The following is a 16,243-nucleotide window of genomic DNA, read 5'->3' as shown; positions in this document are numbered from 1 at the left end:
CCCGGTCGCGCTCTTGCCCGCAGAAGACGCGCACGATAACGTGCCCTGTCTTCGCATGGATTGCCCGGGTGAGAACACGCTGAACGCGCTCCTCGGCGGCCACCTCGCCCCCGAGACGGCCGCGCGGACCGAGCACCACGTGGACGAATGCCCCGCGTGCCAGGAGCTGCTCGCCGTGGTGGGACAGCCCCTCCACACGTCACGGGAGACCAGCGCGACGCCGGAGCTCGCCGGCCGTCCCAAAGACCTTGCCACGACGGCCAAGGACACGCGCCCGCCCGGCGCCGAGGCCCCGCTTCAGCCTGGAAGCGCCGTCAGCCGGTACGTCGTGCTCTCCCGTGTGGGCGCCGGCGGTATGGGCGTGGTGTATGCCGCCTACGATCCGGAGCTGAACCGGCGGGTGGCATTGAAGGTGCTCCGCGCCGAGGACCGAGGGGAAGGGAGCGAGCCGGCCCGAGCGCGCCTGCTCTCCGAAGCGCAGACGCTGGCCCGCCTCGCCCATCCGAACGTGGTCTCGATCCACGACGTGGGGGTGACCGACGGAAACGTCTTCATCGTGATGGAGTTCGTCGAGGGGCCGACGCTCGCCGCGTGGCTCGCGGAGCGCCGTCGCCCCTTGCCCGAGATCCTACCGGTGTTTCTCCAAGCGGGCCGGGGGCTCGCCGCCGCGCACGCGATGGGGATCGTGCACCGGGACTTCAAGCCCGCGAACGTGGTGGTCGGGCGTGATGGCAGGGTTCGGGTGCTCGATTTTGGCCTCGCGCGGGACGGGCATCCCCGGGACACGAAAGCTTCGAGCTCGGGCGCGGAGACGGAGGCGGTGCAGACCGTCGTCGCCGGCACGCCCGCCTACATGGCGCCCGAACAACATCAGGGCCGGCGCGCCGACGCGCGCGCGGACCAATTCAGCTTTTGCGTCGCCCTCCACGAGGCTCTCCACGGCGTACGCCCCTTCCGCGGCGATACACAGGCCGAGATCCTCGATTCCATTCAGCGCGGAGACATCCACGCCCCGCGCGCGGCCGATATCCCTGCCTGGCTGAACGAGGCCCTCCGGCGTGGTTTGTCCGCGAAACCCGAAGCCCGGCACCCCTCGCTCGTGGATCTGCTCGCCATCCTCGAACGGGATCGGCGCGCGCTCCGCCGACGGATTGCGATGTGGGTCGTCCCGCTGCTCGCGGCCGTCGTCGCGGGCGGGGTCGTCCGGGCGTCGATGGGGCCTTCGGCGGAGCCGCCTTGTCGCGGGGCGTCGAGGAGGCTCGAGGGCGTGTGGGACGCGTCCGGGCGTGCCGCCGTCCGTGAGGCGTTTGTCGCGACCGGGCTGCCTTATGCGGCGGGGGCTTTTGATCAGGTCGCGGCGCATCTCGACCGGCGCGCGACGGAATGGGCGGACGCGCATACACAGGCCTGCGAGGCGACCCGGGTGCGCGGCGAGCAGACGGAAGAGCAGCTCGGCCGGCGCATGGTGTGCCTCGAGCGGCGGCTCGCCGACCTCGGCGCGCTCACCCAGGCGCTCGCGCAGGCCGACGTCGCCGTGGTCGACCAAAGCGCGCATGCGGTCTCCGAGCTCGCGCCCGTCAGCGATTGCGCCAATCTGGAGTCGCTCTCCTCGATGGATCCGCGTCCGGAGGGCACGGCGGCGCAGGAGGCAATCACCCGGGTCACGGGGGATCTCTCCCGTGCGCGCGCGGAGCTCGCCGTAGGGCGTTACGAGAACGGGCTCTCGCGGGTCGATCCTTTGGTCGCGCGCGCCGCCGAAACACGTTATGGTCCGCTGGAAGCAGAGGCGCTTTACTTGCGCGCGCGCTTTCGCGACCTCCTCGGTAAGGATCGCGAAGCCGAGGGGGATTATCACGCGGCGGCCCACGCGGCGATTTCGAGTCACCACGACGAGATCGTGGCGAGCGCCTGGGTCGATCTGTTCGGCATGCTGGCCTTCGACGTGCGCCGGGTCGACGAGGCTGCACGCGCCCTGGAGTATGCGCGGGCGGCGCTTCGCAGGCGCGGGGCCAATCCGGAGCTCCTCGCGCGGCTGTCGGTGCGGATCTGCACGCGAGGCAATGCGCTCGCCGATGCGCCGCAGATCGAGGCGGATTGTCGGCACGCCATCGAGCAGGTCGAGCGCTTCGCGCCCCACGACCCCGAGCTCCTCGCGGCCTCGCTGCAAGGGCTCGGGAGCGCAGAGCGCTCTCAGGGCAAGCTCGCCGAGGCCCGAGCGTCCGTCGATCGAGCGATCGCCACCCTGTCGAATACACTCGGCAAAGACCATCCGTCGGCGCTGCACGCGCGCCGAGCGCTCGTCCTCGTCCACAAGGAGAGCGGTGCGATGGCCGAGGCCGAGGCCGAGAGCCGATCCATCGTCGAGAGCAGCGAGCGAAGTTTGCCGCCCGAGCACCCGGTGCGATTGGTGGCGCTCTTCGATCTGGCCCGGATCCTCACGGTCCGGGGCAACCACGCCGCGGCGCTACCTCTCTTCCAGCAAGCCTACGAGGGGGAGCGCCACAAGCGCGGCGAGGACTCCGAGCAAGCGGCAAGTTGCCTCGAAGCCATGGGGCGTGCCCTGCACATGCTGGGGCGCAAACAGGAGGCGCTCGACCATTACCGCCGCTCGCTCGCGATACGTGAAAAAATCCTCGGCGCGGATCACGCCGTCGTCGCCAGCACGCTGGTCTTCATTGCCATCGTGCGTCACGACGAAGGGGCCCACGAGGAGGCGCTCTCGCTCCTGCGTCGCGCGCTCGAGATTCGTGAGAAGGCGCTCGGGCCGGAGCATCCGCTCGTCGCGAGCACGCTCGACATGCTGGGCAGGATCTATGGCGCGGTCGGCCGCCTGGATGCAGCCGAGCCGCTCGTCGAGCGCTCCCTCGCCATCAACGAGGCGCGGCTCGGGAAGGATCACCCTTCGCTCGCGGACGCGCTCGTCCCGCTCGCGGACATCCATATCGAGCGTCACGCACCCAAACGAGCCATTCCGCTGCTCGAGCGCGCGATCGCTTTGCTCCTGCGTCATCCGGGCGACCCGACCAGGCTGGCGGACGCACGGTATTCCCTCGCGCATGCGCTCGTGGCGGCCGGGGAGGACCGGCGGCGCGCGGTCGTGCTCGCGGACGAGGCACGGGCGGGATATCTCGCGTCCGGACCGAGGGCAGTGGCCGCCGCCGCGGACGTCGAGGCCTGGGTGGCTCGCATTCGGCGGTGATCGATCAGCCATTGTCGCCGAAGGCGCGGCGCACGGTGCTCGGCGGGGGCAGGCCGGCCTCGCGAAAGGCCCGGCCAAGCGCCACACTGCTGCCGTAGCCGGCGCTGCGGGCGACGTCGGCGACACGCAGCCCAGGCGAGGAGAGGAGCAGCACCGCCCAGCGCAGGCGAATGTCGCCCGTGAGCTCGCGAAAGCCGTCGGCACCGAGCGGAAACGTGGCCCCGAGCTCGTCGATGTCGCGCGCGAGCTGGCGCAACGAAACGCCGGCGTGATCGGCGAGCTCCTGGAGCGACGGCGCGGTCGCGAGGCGCATGTACATCCCGCGCACGGCTGCCCACGTCCTCGCGAGACGCGGCGACTCCTCGGCGACGATGTCCTCGCGCGCCCGTGGATCGAGGATCTCCGCGGCGGCCAGGGCCGCGAGCGCGCGATCGACGGCGGCGATGGGCTCACGCTCGGAGCCGATCGTCACGCAGCTCCGTGCCGGCGCGCTTGTGGGGCACGACGAGACGCTCGTCCGGTTCCCGGCGGCGAAGCTCGGCGCCTGGATCGAGGCCCTCCGCGACCACCCCGATCCCGCGGTGCGCGCCCGCGGCGAGGAGCTTCATGCGAGGATGACCACGGGGGCCACGCCGCCGATCGTGGAGTGGCCCAGGCCCGCGGAGATCGAAGCCATCCGCGCGCGTGCCGAGGCCTTGGGGCTCCCGCTTGATGCGGCAATCTACGCGCTCGTGCCGCGCCGCGTGCTCGATCCCGCGTCGACGCTGCGTACGGCGTCGTCGCCGAAGGGCATCACGAAGAAAGCGTGGCCGAAGTGCAAGAGCGAGCCGATGGAGCACGTGATCACCCTCGACTATGCGGCGATGCCCGAGCTGCGCGAGCGGACGGGCCATGGCGAGGACGTCCGCGCGCTCGCGGTCTTCGTGTCGAAGCGCGAGGAAAACTGCGCCTGGGAGCGCGACAGCGGCGAGACCGCGGTCGTGCTGCTCTCCGAAGCGGCGCTCGCGAAGGGCCACGGCGACGACGGCGGATGCTACGAGGCCGTGCGCATTGCGATCCCCTCGGTGGTACTCGATCCCTACGCCGACGACGAAGACGGCCGCATCGAAGCGATCCGCGACCTCATCCGCGATCTCCGCGCACGCGCGCTCGGTCGCCCCGGCTGGCTCCAGACGCACGACGAGGACGACGGCGCCGCCGACTTCCTGGCGCAGTTCGACGAAGATCTCGTCGAGGACCTCAACTGCGGTGGCGATGGTCGGTTCTACGTCTTCGCGAAGGACGCCTTCTGGGAGTGCTGAGTCGGGCAAATGCCACGGCCTTTTTCCGCTTGCACTGTACCCGTTGGTGCACGTAAAACCCGCCCGGCGCTCGCATCGAATTCCTCGTGATGCGGGCACGGCCACCTGGCCGTCGTGAATGCCGGACAATGAATCACAGACAATCCATTGACGCCGAACAGGCGCTCGAGGACCTCGCGCGCGAGAATGCGGCGCTGCGGCGGCGCATTGCCGAGCTGGAAATCCCGGCGCGGCGGTATCAAGCCCTGTTCGACGGAGGCGCCGTCAGCCTCCAGGTCTACGATCCCGAGAGCCGCACCAAGGAGGTCAACGCGGGCTGGGAACAGCTCTGGCACACACCGGTCGAGCTCGTCGCCGATTATAGGCTGCGAAACGATCCCCAGGTCGTCGCCCAGGGGTTCATGCATCTCATCGAGCAGGCATTCCTGGAGGGGAAGGCTACGCGGTTGCCCACCATCCGGTACGATCCACACCAGAACGAAGCCGTTGATCAGGGCAGGGTTCGCTGGGTCGCCTCGGCGCTTTTCCCGGTGAAGGGAGCAAACGACGAGGTATGCGAGGTGATACAGCTCCATTTCGACGTCGGCGAGCTCAAGCACTCGGAGGAGGAGCTGCGGCAGCAGAAGGACGAGCTCGAGGCCGCCGTGACCGCACGCACCGCGGAACTCGCGGAGCAGCTTCGCGTGAGCGAGGAGCAGCAGCAGGCGATCGCCGCATTGTCCACGCCCGTGCTCCGGATCTGGAAGGGCATCCTCGCCGTGCCACTGATCGGCCGCATCGACGCGGCGCGCGGCGCGCGAATCCTCGAGGTCCTGCTCCGGTCGATCGTGGAGGCGAGCGCGGAGAAGGTCATCCTCGACGTCACCGGCGTGCCGGTTCTCGACGCGGACGCGGCGCGTCACCTGCGGGACGCGGTGCGCGCCGCCGAATTGCTGGGTGCGCAATGCATGGTCGTCGGCATCTCCACGCAAACGGCGCGCACACTGGTGGAGGACGACCTTGGCTTCGAGAATGTATGCACCTTCGCGACCCTGCAGGAAGGATTGCGCCGCTCCCTGGGACGGCGATAGGAGCGCATTCCCGCCCGCGCTCCCCTTCCCTACGGGCTCCGCTCCGCAAGGAGCTTCATCAGCGCGGTGCTGTCCACCGGCTTGACCAGATGGTGGTCGAAGCCCGCCTCCTGGGTCTGACGACGGTCCTCGGTCTGTCCCCAGCCGGTCATCGCAATGAGGAACACGGCGCGCCCCCACGCCTGCTCGCGGAGCCTACGGCAGACCTGATAGCCGTTCATCCGCGGCATTCCGATGTCGAGCAGCATCACGGTCGGCTTGAACGACTCGGCGATCCGGAGCGCTTGCTCGCCGTCGTAGGCGGTCATCACCTCGCTGCCCGTGATCTCCAGCAGCGCGGCGAGGCTATCGGCATTGTCGACATTGTCGTCGACCACGAGCACGCGATGCTTCACCACGAGCACGGACGCGGCATGCTCGTCGGAATCGCTGGCCTGCGGCAATCCGACGATCGGAAGCTCGACGCTGAACTCGCTGCCGCAATTCGAACCCTCGCTCCGCACCGACACCTTTCCACCGTGCAGCTCGACCAGACCCTTCACGAGCGACAAACCAATGCCGAGCCCGCCCTGCGCCCGCTCGAGCGCAGGCGCCGCCTGCGCGAAGATATCGAATACTTTCGGCAGCATGTCGCTCGTGATGCCGATCCCGTTGTCCCGGACCGATACGACCACGATCGTCTCTCGACGCTCCACGGAAAGCGAGATCTCGCCCCCTTCAGGCGTGTACTTCGCTGCATTGTTGAGCAAATTCGAAAAGACCTGGGCGAGCCGCACGGGATCCCCGTCGACGCAGATCGAGCTCGCCGGAAGGCTCACCGTGAGCTGATGCCGTCCGGCTTCGACCATCGGTCGGCTCGTCTCGACGGCGACATCGATGACGGCGCTCAGCGCGACGCGCTCTCTTCGCACCTCGAGCTTCCCGCGGGAAATGCGCGAGACGTCCAGCAGGTCTTCGAGCAATCGGGTCATGTAATGGACCTGCCTGTCGATCACGTTCCGGCACCAGACGAGCTTCGGCTCCGGCGGGCCTTTCGCTTTCAAGAGCTGCACCGCGTTCCGGATGGGGGCGAGCGGATTGCGTAGCTCGTGGGCGAGCGTCGCGATGAACGTGTCTTTTCGTCGATCCGCCTCGCGGAGCTGCTCGATGAGCAGTAACCGCTCGCCCGCGACGGCGACGTACTGCGTGATCGTCTCGAGAAACTCCACCTCGTCCTGCGTGAATGCACGCTTGCTGCAACTGCCGAACGACAAGGTCCCGACGAGCCGTCCACCGGCCATGAGCGGATTGCAGACGTACGCCTGTACGCCGAGCTCGCGAAGCGACGCTGCCCTTGCATCGGTCGAGTCCTGCACGTCGGTCAGGACGATGGGCTCCGAGCGCTCCGCGACCTCGCCGCAAATCAACCCGCCGAAGTCGATCGACGCGAGCGCCGCGGCGGCTTCGGGCGGGATCCCGGCGCTCGATACGAGGCGCAAGCGCGGAGCTTGGGGCTCGACCACGCAGTTTTCGTAGAGGTCGAGACCGAGATCGGCGCGGATCTTCTCGAAGAGCGCGCGAACCATCGCATCCAGGTCGTGAACGGTCATCAAAATGCGGGCCGCCTCCCAGAGAAGCTGGAGCCGCCGCGTGCGTCGTTCGAGGTTGGCTTCGGTGAACTTGCGATCGGTGATGTCCAGAAACGCCGCGATGCTCCCCCGGATGTGGTGCTCGGCGTCGTAGAGCGGCGACGCATACCCGAAGAAGTGCTTTCTGCGGCCATCCTCGAATACGATGTCGTATTCTTCGCCACGGACCGGGTGGCCACGCGCGGCTCGCCGCATGGGCATCTCCATCGGCCCGAGCTCGCGCCCTTCGTGCAGGAGCTTTTGAGGCGTGTGGCGCTCTTCGGACGCTACCGTCAAGGAGAGGTTTGCCCGCCCCCTCGCGTCGATGAGCTCGGCTGCAGCACGATTGCCGGTGACGCGTTGGCAGTTCGGATCATGCGCCATAAAAATCGCAATCGGGACGAGGTCGAGCACCGTCTGCAGCTCGCCCGCCTTCGCCTCGAGCTCCGCATTGAGCCGCCGAACGCGCTCCTGTGCTTCCACCTGATCGGTGATGTTCACGGACATCCCGGCGAGCATCGCGCGGCCATGGCTGTCGTGCATCGGGAACTTGTAGGAGAGGTAATGTGCAGGCCGCCCCGCCACCGTCACGGTCTCCACGAGACTGGTCACGGCGCCACTGGTGAGCACGGCGCGATCATTCTCGCCGACGCGCGCGGCCTCCTCCGGCGGGAAGATGTCGGCGTCCGTCCCCCCGATCCATTGCTCGAGAGGGCGCTCGAGCCTCCGTTCGAGGTAGGCGTTCACCCAGACGTACCGCAAATCGGCGTCCTTGATGTAGGCCGATGCCGGGCAATTGCGCATGAATTGCTGGAAGCGCTCCTCGCTCTCCCGGAGCTGATTCTCGACCCGCTTCTGGGCCGTGATGTCCAGGGATACGACGCCGATGCCGCGCACCTCGCCGCGGCGGTCGCGAATCGCATAATAGTTCATGACCCAGTGGCGCTCCTCGTTCGGAGCGCTTCCCGGCCCGCGAAACTCCACGCCGCGAATGGCTTCCCCGGCATCACGGACCCGCCGGAGCAGCGGCTCGACCCGCTCGGCCCACGCTGGCCGCAGCTCGCCGAGGGTCCTGCCAAGGTGGCTGTCGATGGACCTCCCGTCGAGCGCGGCCTCCTCGTTGAGCGAGACGATCCGCAGCTCACGGTCGAATGCTACGATTCCAACCGGCGCGTGCGTGATCAGCGCATCGAGCCGCGCGAGCAGCTCCTCGCGCTCCTGCTCCAGCCGCTTTCTGTCGGCGAGATCCGCGTGCACGAGGTCGTCGGCCCGTGTTTTCTTTTTTCGCTGGAGGAACACGAACACGCCGTCACCATCCTTCAACCCCGTGAGGGTGAATGAAGGATGGTCGAAGCTGCACGGCTCGCCGGAGCGGTTCGTCGCTTCGAGGGCGGCGTAAAGCCCGTTCTCCAGAGACGTCGGGATCTCTCGGCCCAATGTCTTGCCGATGAGATCGCTCCGCGAAAGAGCCCGAGACGCCGCGGCATTCAGGTACGACCATTCGAAATCGCTGGGCACGCCGGCCTCGTCGCGCACGGCGCGGAGCCGCATGACGCCGTCCGGGTGGCGATCGAAGTTGGTGGGATCGAACGGCATGGCGTCGGGCGGTTCTAGCCCACCGCGCCGGAGGCGAGAAGGGTTGTCGGCGAAGATCACGACGTCGCTCCGCCATCCCCCGCGCACGGCGCAGAGGTTTGGCTGGCCGCACAGGCTGGTTTCTCGCCTGACCGCTGGCTCGTTCGTTGCAACGGTGAAACGCAAGCTGTGCCGCACGCGCCTGCCGCTGGCGACGGAGACCGATGAGCACGCAAGATTCCAGAGGCGCACCCCGCGGGCCGAGCCTGTCGGAGCTCTTGCGGGACCTGGAGCCGGAGATCCTGGCGAAATGGGAGCAGGCCGTCCGAAAGCTCCCCGTCGCTCGCTCCCTCGCGCGCCCGGTCTTGATGGACCACGTGCCCGAGCTCCTCGACCGCATCGCCGAGATGGTCGACGAGATGGCGGCGGGTCGGCCCCCAGAGCCGCCGCAGGAGACGGCCGAGAACCATGCCCGCGATCGCCTGGAAGCCGGCTTCGACCTCGGAGAGGTCGTCGCCGAATACGCCGCGCTCCGGGCCACGATCACGAAGCATTTTTTGCAGAAACAGCTCCTGGCCGAGTACCCCGAGGCCCTTTCGGTCCTGAACTGGGCCATCGACACGGCCGTCGCAGCCTCGGTGGATCGTTATACCCGCGCCAGTAGGCGCACGCTCGAGGCCCTCGACCGAATCTCGACCGCGTCCCTCGAAACCCGGAGCCTGAACGAGCTCTTGCAGCGGCTCCTCGGCGTTTTCCTCGACGCCACGGCTTCCGTCGACACCGCCGTGATCCTCCTGCGTGAGGACGACGTCTTGCGCGTTCGCGCCGCCGTGGGCCTCGAGGAGGAGGTCTCGCAAGGGTTCTCCTTGAGGATCGGCGAGGGATTCGCGGGGACGATTGCAGCGGAGCAGCGCCCGATGTACCTTCGGAACGCTTCGGAGGACCCGCTCGTCAAGAGCCCGATCCTCTGCGCGAAGGGCGTGAAAGCTCTCTATGGGGTTCCTCTCGTCGATGGATCTCGTGTCCTCGGCGTCGCGCACATGGGCTCCCGGGGCACCTCCGAATTCTCCGAGCAGGACAAACATCTCTTCGGCGCCCTCGCCAGTCGCGCCACGACCGCGATTTCTCAATGCATGCTCCGTGAAAGGCTGGAGGTGGAACGGGCCCAGCTCGCGGCCGTCGTCGAGCAGATGCCAGCCGGCGTCGTCCTTGCCGAGGCGCCCTCCGGCAGGATGATCATGGGCAATCGGCAGGTGGCCGAAATTTGGCGCCGCCCGTTCGAGCCGTCGAGCAACATCGAGGAGTATCGGACCTGGCGGGGCTTCCATCTCGTGAATGGTCGGCCTCTGAGGCCCCAGGAATGGGCGCTCGCGCGCGCCATCCTGAACGGCGAAACGGTCCGGCAAGAGCTCCGGATCCTGCGCGGCGACGGCACCTACGGCTTCATCCTGAGTACGAGTGCGCCCATTCGTGACCCCGCGGGGCGCATCGTCGCGGCCGCCGCGGCGCTCGTGGACATCACGGACCGCAAGCGCGCCGAGGAGGAGCGCGAGCGGCTCATCACCGAGATCGATTACGAGCGCATCCGTTACCTCGACCTCATCAACAACCTCGATCACGTCGTCGTGTGGGAGGCGGATCCCAATTCGCTCGCCTTCTCCTTCGTGAGCAGCCGCGCGGCCACTGCGACGGGCTTCACCGCCGAAGAATGGAAACGTTCGCCGAAATTCTGGGCAGCGCACGTCCCACCGGAGGATCTCGACGCGCTCTTGTCCCATTTCCGGCGATGCCAGGACGAAGAGAGCCCCGCCCCCTTCGATCACCGCTTCCTCCGGCGCGACGGTCGGGTGTCCTGGTTGCGGACGGGCGTCCACCTCCTGCGGACCGGGCACAGGGCCCACCTCGTCGGCGTGAGTATGGACGTCACCGAGCTGAAGGCAGCCGTCGGGGCGAGAGACCAGGTCCTCGCCATCGTATCGCACGACCTGCGAAACCCCCTCGCCAGCATCATGGGTGCAGTCCAGTTTTTGACGTTACGCGCGGCCTCCGACGAGGTGCATGCGTGTTTTCGCAAGCCGGCGGACATCATCTCGCGCGCGGCGCAGCAGATGGCGCGAATGATCTCCGACATCGTGGACGTGTCGAGCATCGAGACCGGACACATCATCGTGGTACCGGCGCCCGAACATCCCTATCGGCTCGCGAGTGAGGCCATGGCCGGGTTTCATGATCGTGCGCGCGAAAAGGGGGTATCGCTCCGCAGCGAAATCGCGGCCGAGCTCCCGCGGGTCCACTGCGATCGCGACCGGGTCATGCAGATCTTCGGAAACCTCATCAGCAACGCCATCCAGGTCACCGACCCGGGCGGATCGATCGTCCTTCAGGCCGAGGCGCGCGGCAAGGAGGTCGCCTTCTCGGTCTCGGACACGGGCCGAGGGATCCCGGCGAACGAAATCGGTCATCTCTTCCAGCCTTATTGGCGGAGCACCCGATCGGGCTACAAGGGAAGCGGCCTCGGGCTCGCCATCGTGCAGGGCTTCGTCGCCGCGCACGGCGGCAAGGTCTGGGTCGAGAGCGCGCTCGACAAAGGGACCACGTTCTTTTTCACGCTCCCCGTCGAGGGAGCGGAGCCTCGGGAAGGGCTGTCTCGGGCCGCCTGAATTGGTAACGAAATCGACCACGTTTGCGTGGTCCAATGGGTTACCAGCGACGCAGACCATGGCCGAAATCGTGCGTACTGCGGTATTTGCTATGGTTTTTCCGCGGGCCTGGTTATCCTTCGAAGGGCCTACCGGGCTCTCTCCTCCAAAGGAGGTTTCGCATGTCGACCATCACCCAACGCGTGCTTTGCATCCTGCTCGCGAGCCCCTTGCTCGCGTTTGCCTTGCCCTCGTGCAGTGACGGGACCAGCTCCTCGGGTTCGGCGGGGGCAAGCTCGGGGACCGCAGGTACGGGCGGTACGGGCGGCGTGGGCGGCGCGGGCGGTACGGGCGGCGCGGGCGGCGGCACCGGCGGAACGCCCACGCCCGTCGCGTGCCTCAACCAGTTCTACGAGTGCGGCGACGGCGACGACAACGACGGAGACGGCCGGATCGACTCGAACGATCCCGACTGCCTCGGCGCCTGCGACAACACCGAGGGCAATTTCTTCGGCGGTATCCCTGGGCAGGTCGGCCAGGCATGTATCGTCGACTGCTACTTCGACGCCGATTCGGGCGCCGGCAACGACGGCTGCTACTGGAACCACAACTGCGACCCGCTCGCCGTTGCGCCGAACTTCTACCCGGAGAAATACGAACAGCAGCAGTGCAAGTACGATGCGCAAGCCAATACACCCGGCACGGCCCTCAGCTGCACGGAGCTCTCGCAAGGCCAGTCCCAGGAATGCTACGACTACTGCAAGCCGCTCGTGCCGAACGGCTGCGATTGCTTCGGCTGTTGCGAGCTGCCCGCCGGCAGCAAGAAGTACGTCTGGCTCGGCTCCGAGAACCCGAACGGCAACGGGAGTTGCAGCATCGACGTGCTTTCCGACCCGGACAAATGCCAGCCCTGCACGCCCGTCCCAGGCTGCCAGAACGATTGTGACGTTTGCGAGATCTGCGTCGGCAAGAACGAGCTGCCGCCCGAGTGCTTGACGATGGATGGTGGCATGACCGGGCAATGCGAAGCCGGCATCCAGCCCTGCGGCCTGGAAGGGCAAGACCCCTGCCCGGTCAATAGCTACTGCGTCACCGGGTGCTGCCAGGAAATTCCGAAGTAGCTCGCCTACGAACGTCACTCGTCCTGCATACGCGCCCGGACGAACACGCCGTGCCCCTTCAGGTACGTGCTCGTCCACCCGCCCGTGACGGGGGCATTGGGCGCGAGAATGCAGCTCGAGTCCTGCCCGCAATTGTCGAGCTTCCAGGCGGTCCAGCCGATCCCGTGCGTGTTCATCCACTCGTGCCAGAGGCGTGCGGCGTCCAGGCATACCTGCCCGTCGGTCCCGCCGTCGGCGTGCGTGGCCCCCCACTCCGTCACGAGCAGGGGCAAACCTTTGGCGCGGGCCCCGTCGGCCTTGCCGCGCAGCCAATCGGTGTGCGTGCACGCGTAGAAATGCAAGGTGTACAGAAGGTTCGTCCCGGCCACCGGTGACTCCGCGGCGCGGTCCACGTCCTGCGACCAGTTCGGCGTGCCGAGCACGATCACGTTGTCCGGATCCTTCGCGCGAATCGCCGCGATCACGGCCTCGTGATACGGCTTCAGCGTGCCCTGCCAATCGAGATCCAGAGGCTCGTTGAACGGCTCGTAGATCACGTTGGGTTTGTCGCCGTATTTCGTGGCCATCTCGCTGAAGAACTGGACGGCTTGATCCTTGTGCTGGTGCGCGTTGTGATCGTGCCAATCGATGATCACGTACACGCCCGCGGCGATCGCATTGTCGACGATCTGCTCGACCTGGCTCCGCGCCTTGTCGGGGTTCGTCAGGTACGCCCCATCCGGCTCGACGCCCATGGCGGCGCGGATCACGGTCGCGCGCCAGTTGTTGCGCATCCAGCGTAAAGCCTCGAGGTTCTGCGCGAATCCCTCGTTCTCCCAGTTCAGCCACATGCTGCTCGGGCCCTTGAGCTGCATGCGCTCGCCATGTTCGTCGCGAAGCTCCGCGCCGACCACCGCGAGCTGCCCATGGAGCTCGACCGGCGTGGGGCCCATGTCTCCCGAGCCGACATCCTCGTCCGAGCCCATATCCAGGGGATCGATCGGGGCCGGGGGGCTCTCGGCGCCCCCGGGATCACACCCCGCAACGCCCATGGCAAGGAGCCCGCACGCGCCTAGGACCCACGCGCGTCGGCTCACGGCTCCACCCCCCAGACGAGCGCGCCATTGTGGTAGAGCGTCACCTTGTCCCAATCGGCGAATGCGGTCTTCGTCGGGTCGAACGAGTAATCGTTCGTCTCGTCGTAGCTCGCGTAATCCATCTTGTTGTAACGAGCCTGGATCTCGCCGCTCTGCTGGCCCGGCGTGAGGACGTCGGCGCCGCTGAACGTCACCTCGAGATAATGGTCGGCGTTCGCGCCCGAGGTCGTCATGAACGCGCCCGATACCTTCCCACATCCGACGAGCGCATAGTCGCAGTGGAATACCTCGGTCTGCGAGCCGTTCGTCTCCAGCGTGTAGTAATAACGAATCTGGAGCTCGGCGAGCGGCACGGAGACGTCACTGCCGTTCACGATGTTGAAATGAGGCTTGATCTCGGCGTTCGTCGCGTTGGTATCCGACGCTTTGTACAGAACGTGCAATCCAGCGGGCGGCGCGCCGCCCGCGCCCGAGCTGCTGGAGCTACTCGAGCTGCTGGAACTCGAGCTGCTCGCGCTGGAGCTCGAGCTGCTGGCACTCGAGCTAACGCTACTGGCACTCGAGCTCGAACTGCTCGCGCTGGAACTCGAGCTGCTCGCGCCGCCCGCCCCGCCCGGGCCGCCGCCGCCCGGCCCGCCCGGCCCGCCGCCGCCGGCTCCGGGTTCGAGGCCGCTCCGGTCCGGATCGATTCCATAAGCGCAGGCCGCGAACAGCGCGGCCATCGAGACGACGATCCCCATCCGCGCGGACGACACAACGAAGCCTCTCGTTCGCATGATGAACTCCCTTCCCTCGTCCCGAGAGATCACCAGCCGGCGGGACCGAGGCACGGCCAATGCCATATCATGGTCAGCCGAAAAGATCGACGCCGCCCGCCGCGTCATTCGACCTTGACGCTCGGCGAAAGATGCGGGTAGCGTCGTTGAGAAACGAATTCGATGGCCTTGAAAGATTCCTCGATGACACGAATGCGATGGCCTCGTCGGCGGTTTTTGGCCGCGACGCTCCTCGCCCCGCTCGCGAGCGCGTGCTCCGGGCGGCGCGGCGCGCGGCGTGATCCCGGCGGTGTCCTCACGGTGTCGACCGAGCAGCAGGCCTCCTGGGTGCGCAACTTCAATCCCTTGCTCGCGCCGGGGAACATCCGCTGGCCCACGCGTGCGGGAATCTACGAGCCGCTTTTCATCTATGACACCATCAACGGAAAACTCGTCCCGTGGCTGTCGACCGGCGCCACCTGGAGCCCCGACAAACGGACGCTCCATTGTACCCTCCGCCCCGGCGTGACCTGGTCCGATGGTCAGCCCTTCACGGCCGACGACGTCGTCTTCACATTCGAGATCCTCGGACGCCACAAGGCGCTCGATCTCTTCGGCGTCTGGTCCTTCCTCGACGACGCCCGGGCGCGCGGCGCGGACGAGGTGGTGTTCTCCCTGAAAAAACAATACGTCCCGGGGCTCGTCTACCTCGGGCACCAGCCCATCGTGCCGCGGCACGTGTGGCGGGACGTGAAAGACCCCGTCACGTTCACGAACGAGCGGCCCGTGGCCACCGGCCCGTTCACCGAAATCACGGTCTTTCAGAATCAGGTCTACGAGCTCGGTCGAAACCCGCGGTACTGGCAGCCGGGCAAACCCGCTCTCCGCGGGCTCCGCTTCCCCGCGTATCCCGGCAACGATCAGGCGACGCTCGCGCTCCTCCACGGCGAGGTCGACTGGGCCGGTAACTTCGTGCCCGACGTCGAGCGGCTCTTCGTCGCGAAGGATCCGGCCCACCACCATTACTGGTTCCCGCTCGTGGGCGGCACCGTCATGCTCTATCCCAACGCCGCGCGCGCCCCGCTCTCGGACGAACGCGTACGCAAGGCGATCAGCATGTCGATCGATCGCGCCCTGCTCGTGAAGGTCGCGATGTACGGCTATACGCGCCCCGCCGACGCGACCGGCCTTCACGACGGATACGCGCGTTTTCGCAGCCCCGAGGCCGCGGCGGCCGGCGACTGGATCACGCACGACATGGTCCAAGCCGGGCGGCTGCTCGACGAGGCTGGCTATCCGCGCCGCGCGGATGGCCTACGCGCCTCGGCCGACGGCGCGCCGCTCACGCTCGACGTCCACGTGGTCACGGGCTGGTCCGACTGGATCCGCGCCGCGCAGATCATCGCCCAGGGCCTGCGCGCGCTCGGCGTCACCTCGGCGGCGCGCGCGTACGACTTCAGCGCCTTCTTCGAGAAGCTCCAGAAAGGCGCGTTCGACCTCTCGCTCGGCTGGTCCTCGGACGAGCCCACGCCGTATCATTTTTATCGAGATCTGATGGGCACGGCGACCCTCCGTCCGCTCGGCGATCCCGCCGCGCGCAACTGGCATCGGTTCGGCAGCGAGGAGGCCGACGCCCTGCTCGCGGAATTCGAGGGTGCGGCCGACGAGCGCGACGAGATGCGACTCTCGCACGCGCTCGAGCGCCTGTTCGCCACGCGCGCGCCCGTGATCCCGCTCTTCCCGAACCCGGCCTGGGCCGCGTTCAACACCCGCCATTTCGAGGGTTTTCCGAGCGCGCGGGATCCATACGCCAAACCCTCCCCTTACAGCGCGCCGGAGTGCTTGCTCGTCCTCACGCGGCTCACGCCGCGGAGCGCGTGAGGGCGAAAGGATCACGAGG

Annotated in this window: 10 protein-coding genes; 6 read left to right on the top strand and 4 right to left on the bottom strand. The window is 67.5% G+C overall.

All coding sequences use genetic code 11. The features are described 5' to 3' along the window. The first annotated feature begins 55 nt into the window (after window positions 1-55). On the top strand, window positions 56-3,199 hold the full coding sequence (locus tag KEG57_RS41770) for a serine/threonine-protein kinase (RefSeq protein ID WP_272422337.1): 3,144 nt from the start codon (window positions 56-58) through the stop codon (window positions 3,197-3,199). A gap of 4 nt (window positions 3,200-3,203) precedes the next feature. Here the strand turns inward: KEG57_RS41770 and KEG57_RS41765 are convergent, their stop codons facing one another. Beyond that, window positions 3,204-3,671: a helix-turn-helix domain-containing protein gene (locus tag KEG57_RS41765; RefSeq protein ID WP_272422338.1), complete on the bottom strand. Its 468-nt coding sequence runs from the start codon at window positions 3,669-3,671 to the stop codon at window positions 3,204-3,206. Here KEG57_RS41765 and KEG57_RS41760 point away from each other — a divergent pair. Next, window positions 3,643-4,500 carry a hypothetical protein gene (locus KEG57_RS41760; RefSeq protein WP_272422339.1) on the top strand — a complete coding sequence of 286 codons (858 nt, stop codon included), beginning with the start codon at window positions 3,643-3,645 and terminating at the stop codon, window positions 4,498-4,500. The genes KEG57_RS41765 and KEG57_RS41760 overlap by 29 nt on opposite strands. A 128-nt stretch (window positions 4,501-4,628) precedes the next feature. After that, complete coding sequence (locus KEG57_RS41755) at window positions 4,629-5,570, top strand: STAS domain-containing protein (protein ID WP_272422340.1); 942 nt, start codon at window positions 4,629-4,631, stop codon at window positions 5,568-5,570. A 29-nt stretch (window positions 5,571-5,599) separates the two neighbouring features. On the opposite strand, the gene KEG57_RS41750 is transcribed toward KEG57_RS41755, so the two are convergent. Beyond that, window positions 5,600-8,773: a hybrid sensor histidine kinase/response regulator gene (locus tag KEG57_RS41750; RefSeq protein ID WP_272422341.1), complete on the bottom strand. Its 3,174-nt coding sequence runs from the start codon at window positions 8,771-8,773 to the stop codon at window positions 5,600-5,602. A gap of 203 nt (window positions 8,774-8,976) precedes the next feature. On the opposite strand from KEG57_RS41750, the gene KEG57_RS41745 reads away from it, so the two are divergent. Then, window positions 8,977-11,412, top strand: coding sequence for an ATP-binding protein (locus KEG57_RS41745; RefSeq protein WP_272422343.1), 2,436 nt, complete (start codon window positions 8,977-8,979; stop codon window positions 11,410-11,412). A 161-nt stretch (window positions 11,413-11,573) separates the two neighbouring features. After that, window positions 11,574-12,512: a hypothetical protein gene (locus KEG57_RS41740; RefSeq protein WP_272422344.1), complete on the top strand. Its 939-nt coding sequence runs from the start codon at window positions 11,574-11,576 to the stop codon at window positions 12,510-12,512. A 14-nt stretch (window positions 12,513-12,526) separates the two neighbouring features. Here KEG57_RS41740 and KEG57_RS41735 read toward each other — a convergent pair whose 3' ends face one another. Further along, window positions 12,527-13,588, bottom strand: coding sequence for a glycoside hydrolase family 5 protein (locus tag KEG57_RS41735; protein WP_272422345.1), 1,062 nt, complete (start codon window positions 13,586-13,588; stop codon window positions 12,527-12,529). Further along, a complete protein-coding gene (locus KEG57_RS41730; protein ID WP_272422346.1) occupies window positions 13,585-14,364 on the bottom strand; it encodes a cellulose binding domain-containing protein in 780 nt (259 codons plus the stop codon). Before KEG57_RS41730 ends, KEG57_RS41735 begins: the two co-directional genes overlap by 4 nt. A gap of 183 nt (window positions 14,365-14,547) precedes the next feature. Here KEG57_RS41730 and KEG57_RS41725 point away from each other — a divergent pair, with 183 nt between their 5' ends. Next, window positions 14,548-16,224, top strand: coding sequence for an ABC transporter substrate-binding protein (locus KEG57_RS41725; RefSeq protein ID WP_272459546.1), 1,677 nt, complete (start codon window positions 14,548-14,550; stop codon window positions 16,222-16,224). The last annotated feature ends 19 nt before the right edge of the window (window positions 16,225-16,243 follow it).

The organism is Polyangium jinanense (genome assembly GCF_028435365.1).
The sequence above is the reverse complement of the archived record's forward strand: the minus strand, read 5'-3'. Positions and strand labels throughout refer to the sequence as shown.

What these genes read in the sequence shown, in the direction of transcription:
- KEG57_RS41740 (WP_272422344.1), top strand. Translation starts at nt 11,574, where the DNA reads ATGTCGACCATCACCCAACGCGTGCTTTGCATCCTGCTCGCGAGCCCC.
- KEG57_RS41745 (WP_272422343.1), top strand. Translation starts at nt 8,977, where the DNA reads ATGAGCACGCAAGATTCCAGAGGCGCACCCCGCGGGCCGAGCCTGTCG.
- KEG57_RS41750 (WP_272422341.1), bottom strand. Translation starts at nt 8,773, where the DNA reads ATGCCGTTCGATCCCACCAACTTCGATCGCCACCCGGACGGCGTCATG.
- KEG57_RS41725 (WP_272459546.1), top strand. Translation starts at nt 14,548, where the DNA reads ATGACACGAATGCGATGGCCTCGTCGGCGGTTTTTGGCCGCGACGCTC.
- KEG57_RS41760 (WP_272422339.1), top strand. Translation starts at nt 3,643, where the DNA reads ATGGGCTCACGCTCGGAGCCGATCGTCACGCAGCTCCGTGCCGGCGCG.
- KEG57_RS41770 (WP_272422337.1), top strand. Translation starts at nt 56, where the DNA reads ATGGATTGCCCGGGTGAGAACACGCTGAACGCGCTCCTCGGCGGCCAC.
- KEG57_RS41730 (WP_272422346.1), bottom strand. Translation starts at nt 14,364, where the DNA reads ATGCGAACGAGAGGCTTCGTTGTGTCGTCCGCGCGGATGGGGATCGTC.
- KEG57_RS41755 (WP_272422340.1), top strand. Translation starts at nt 4,629, where the DNA reads ATGAATCACAGACAATCCATTGACGCCGAACAGGCGCTCGAGGACCTC.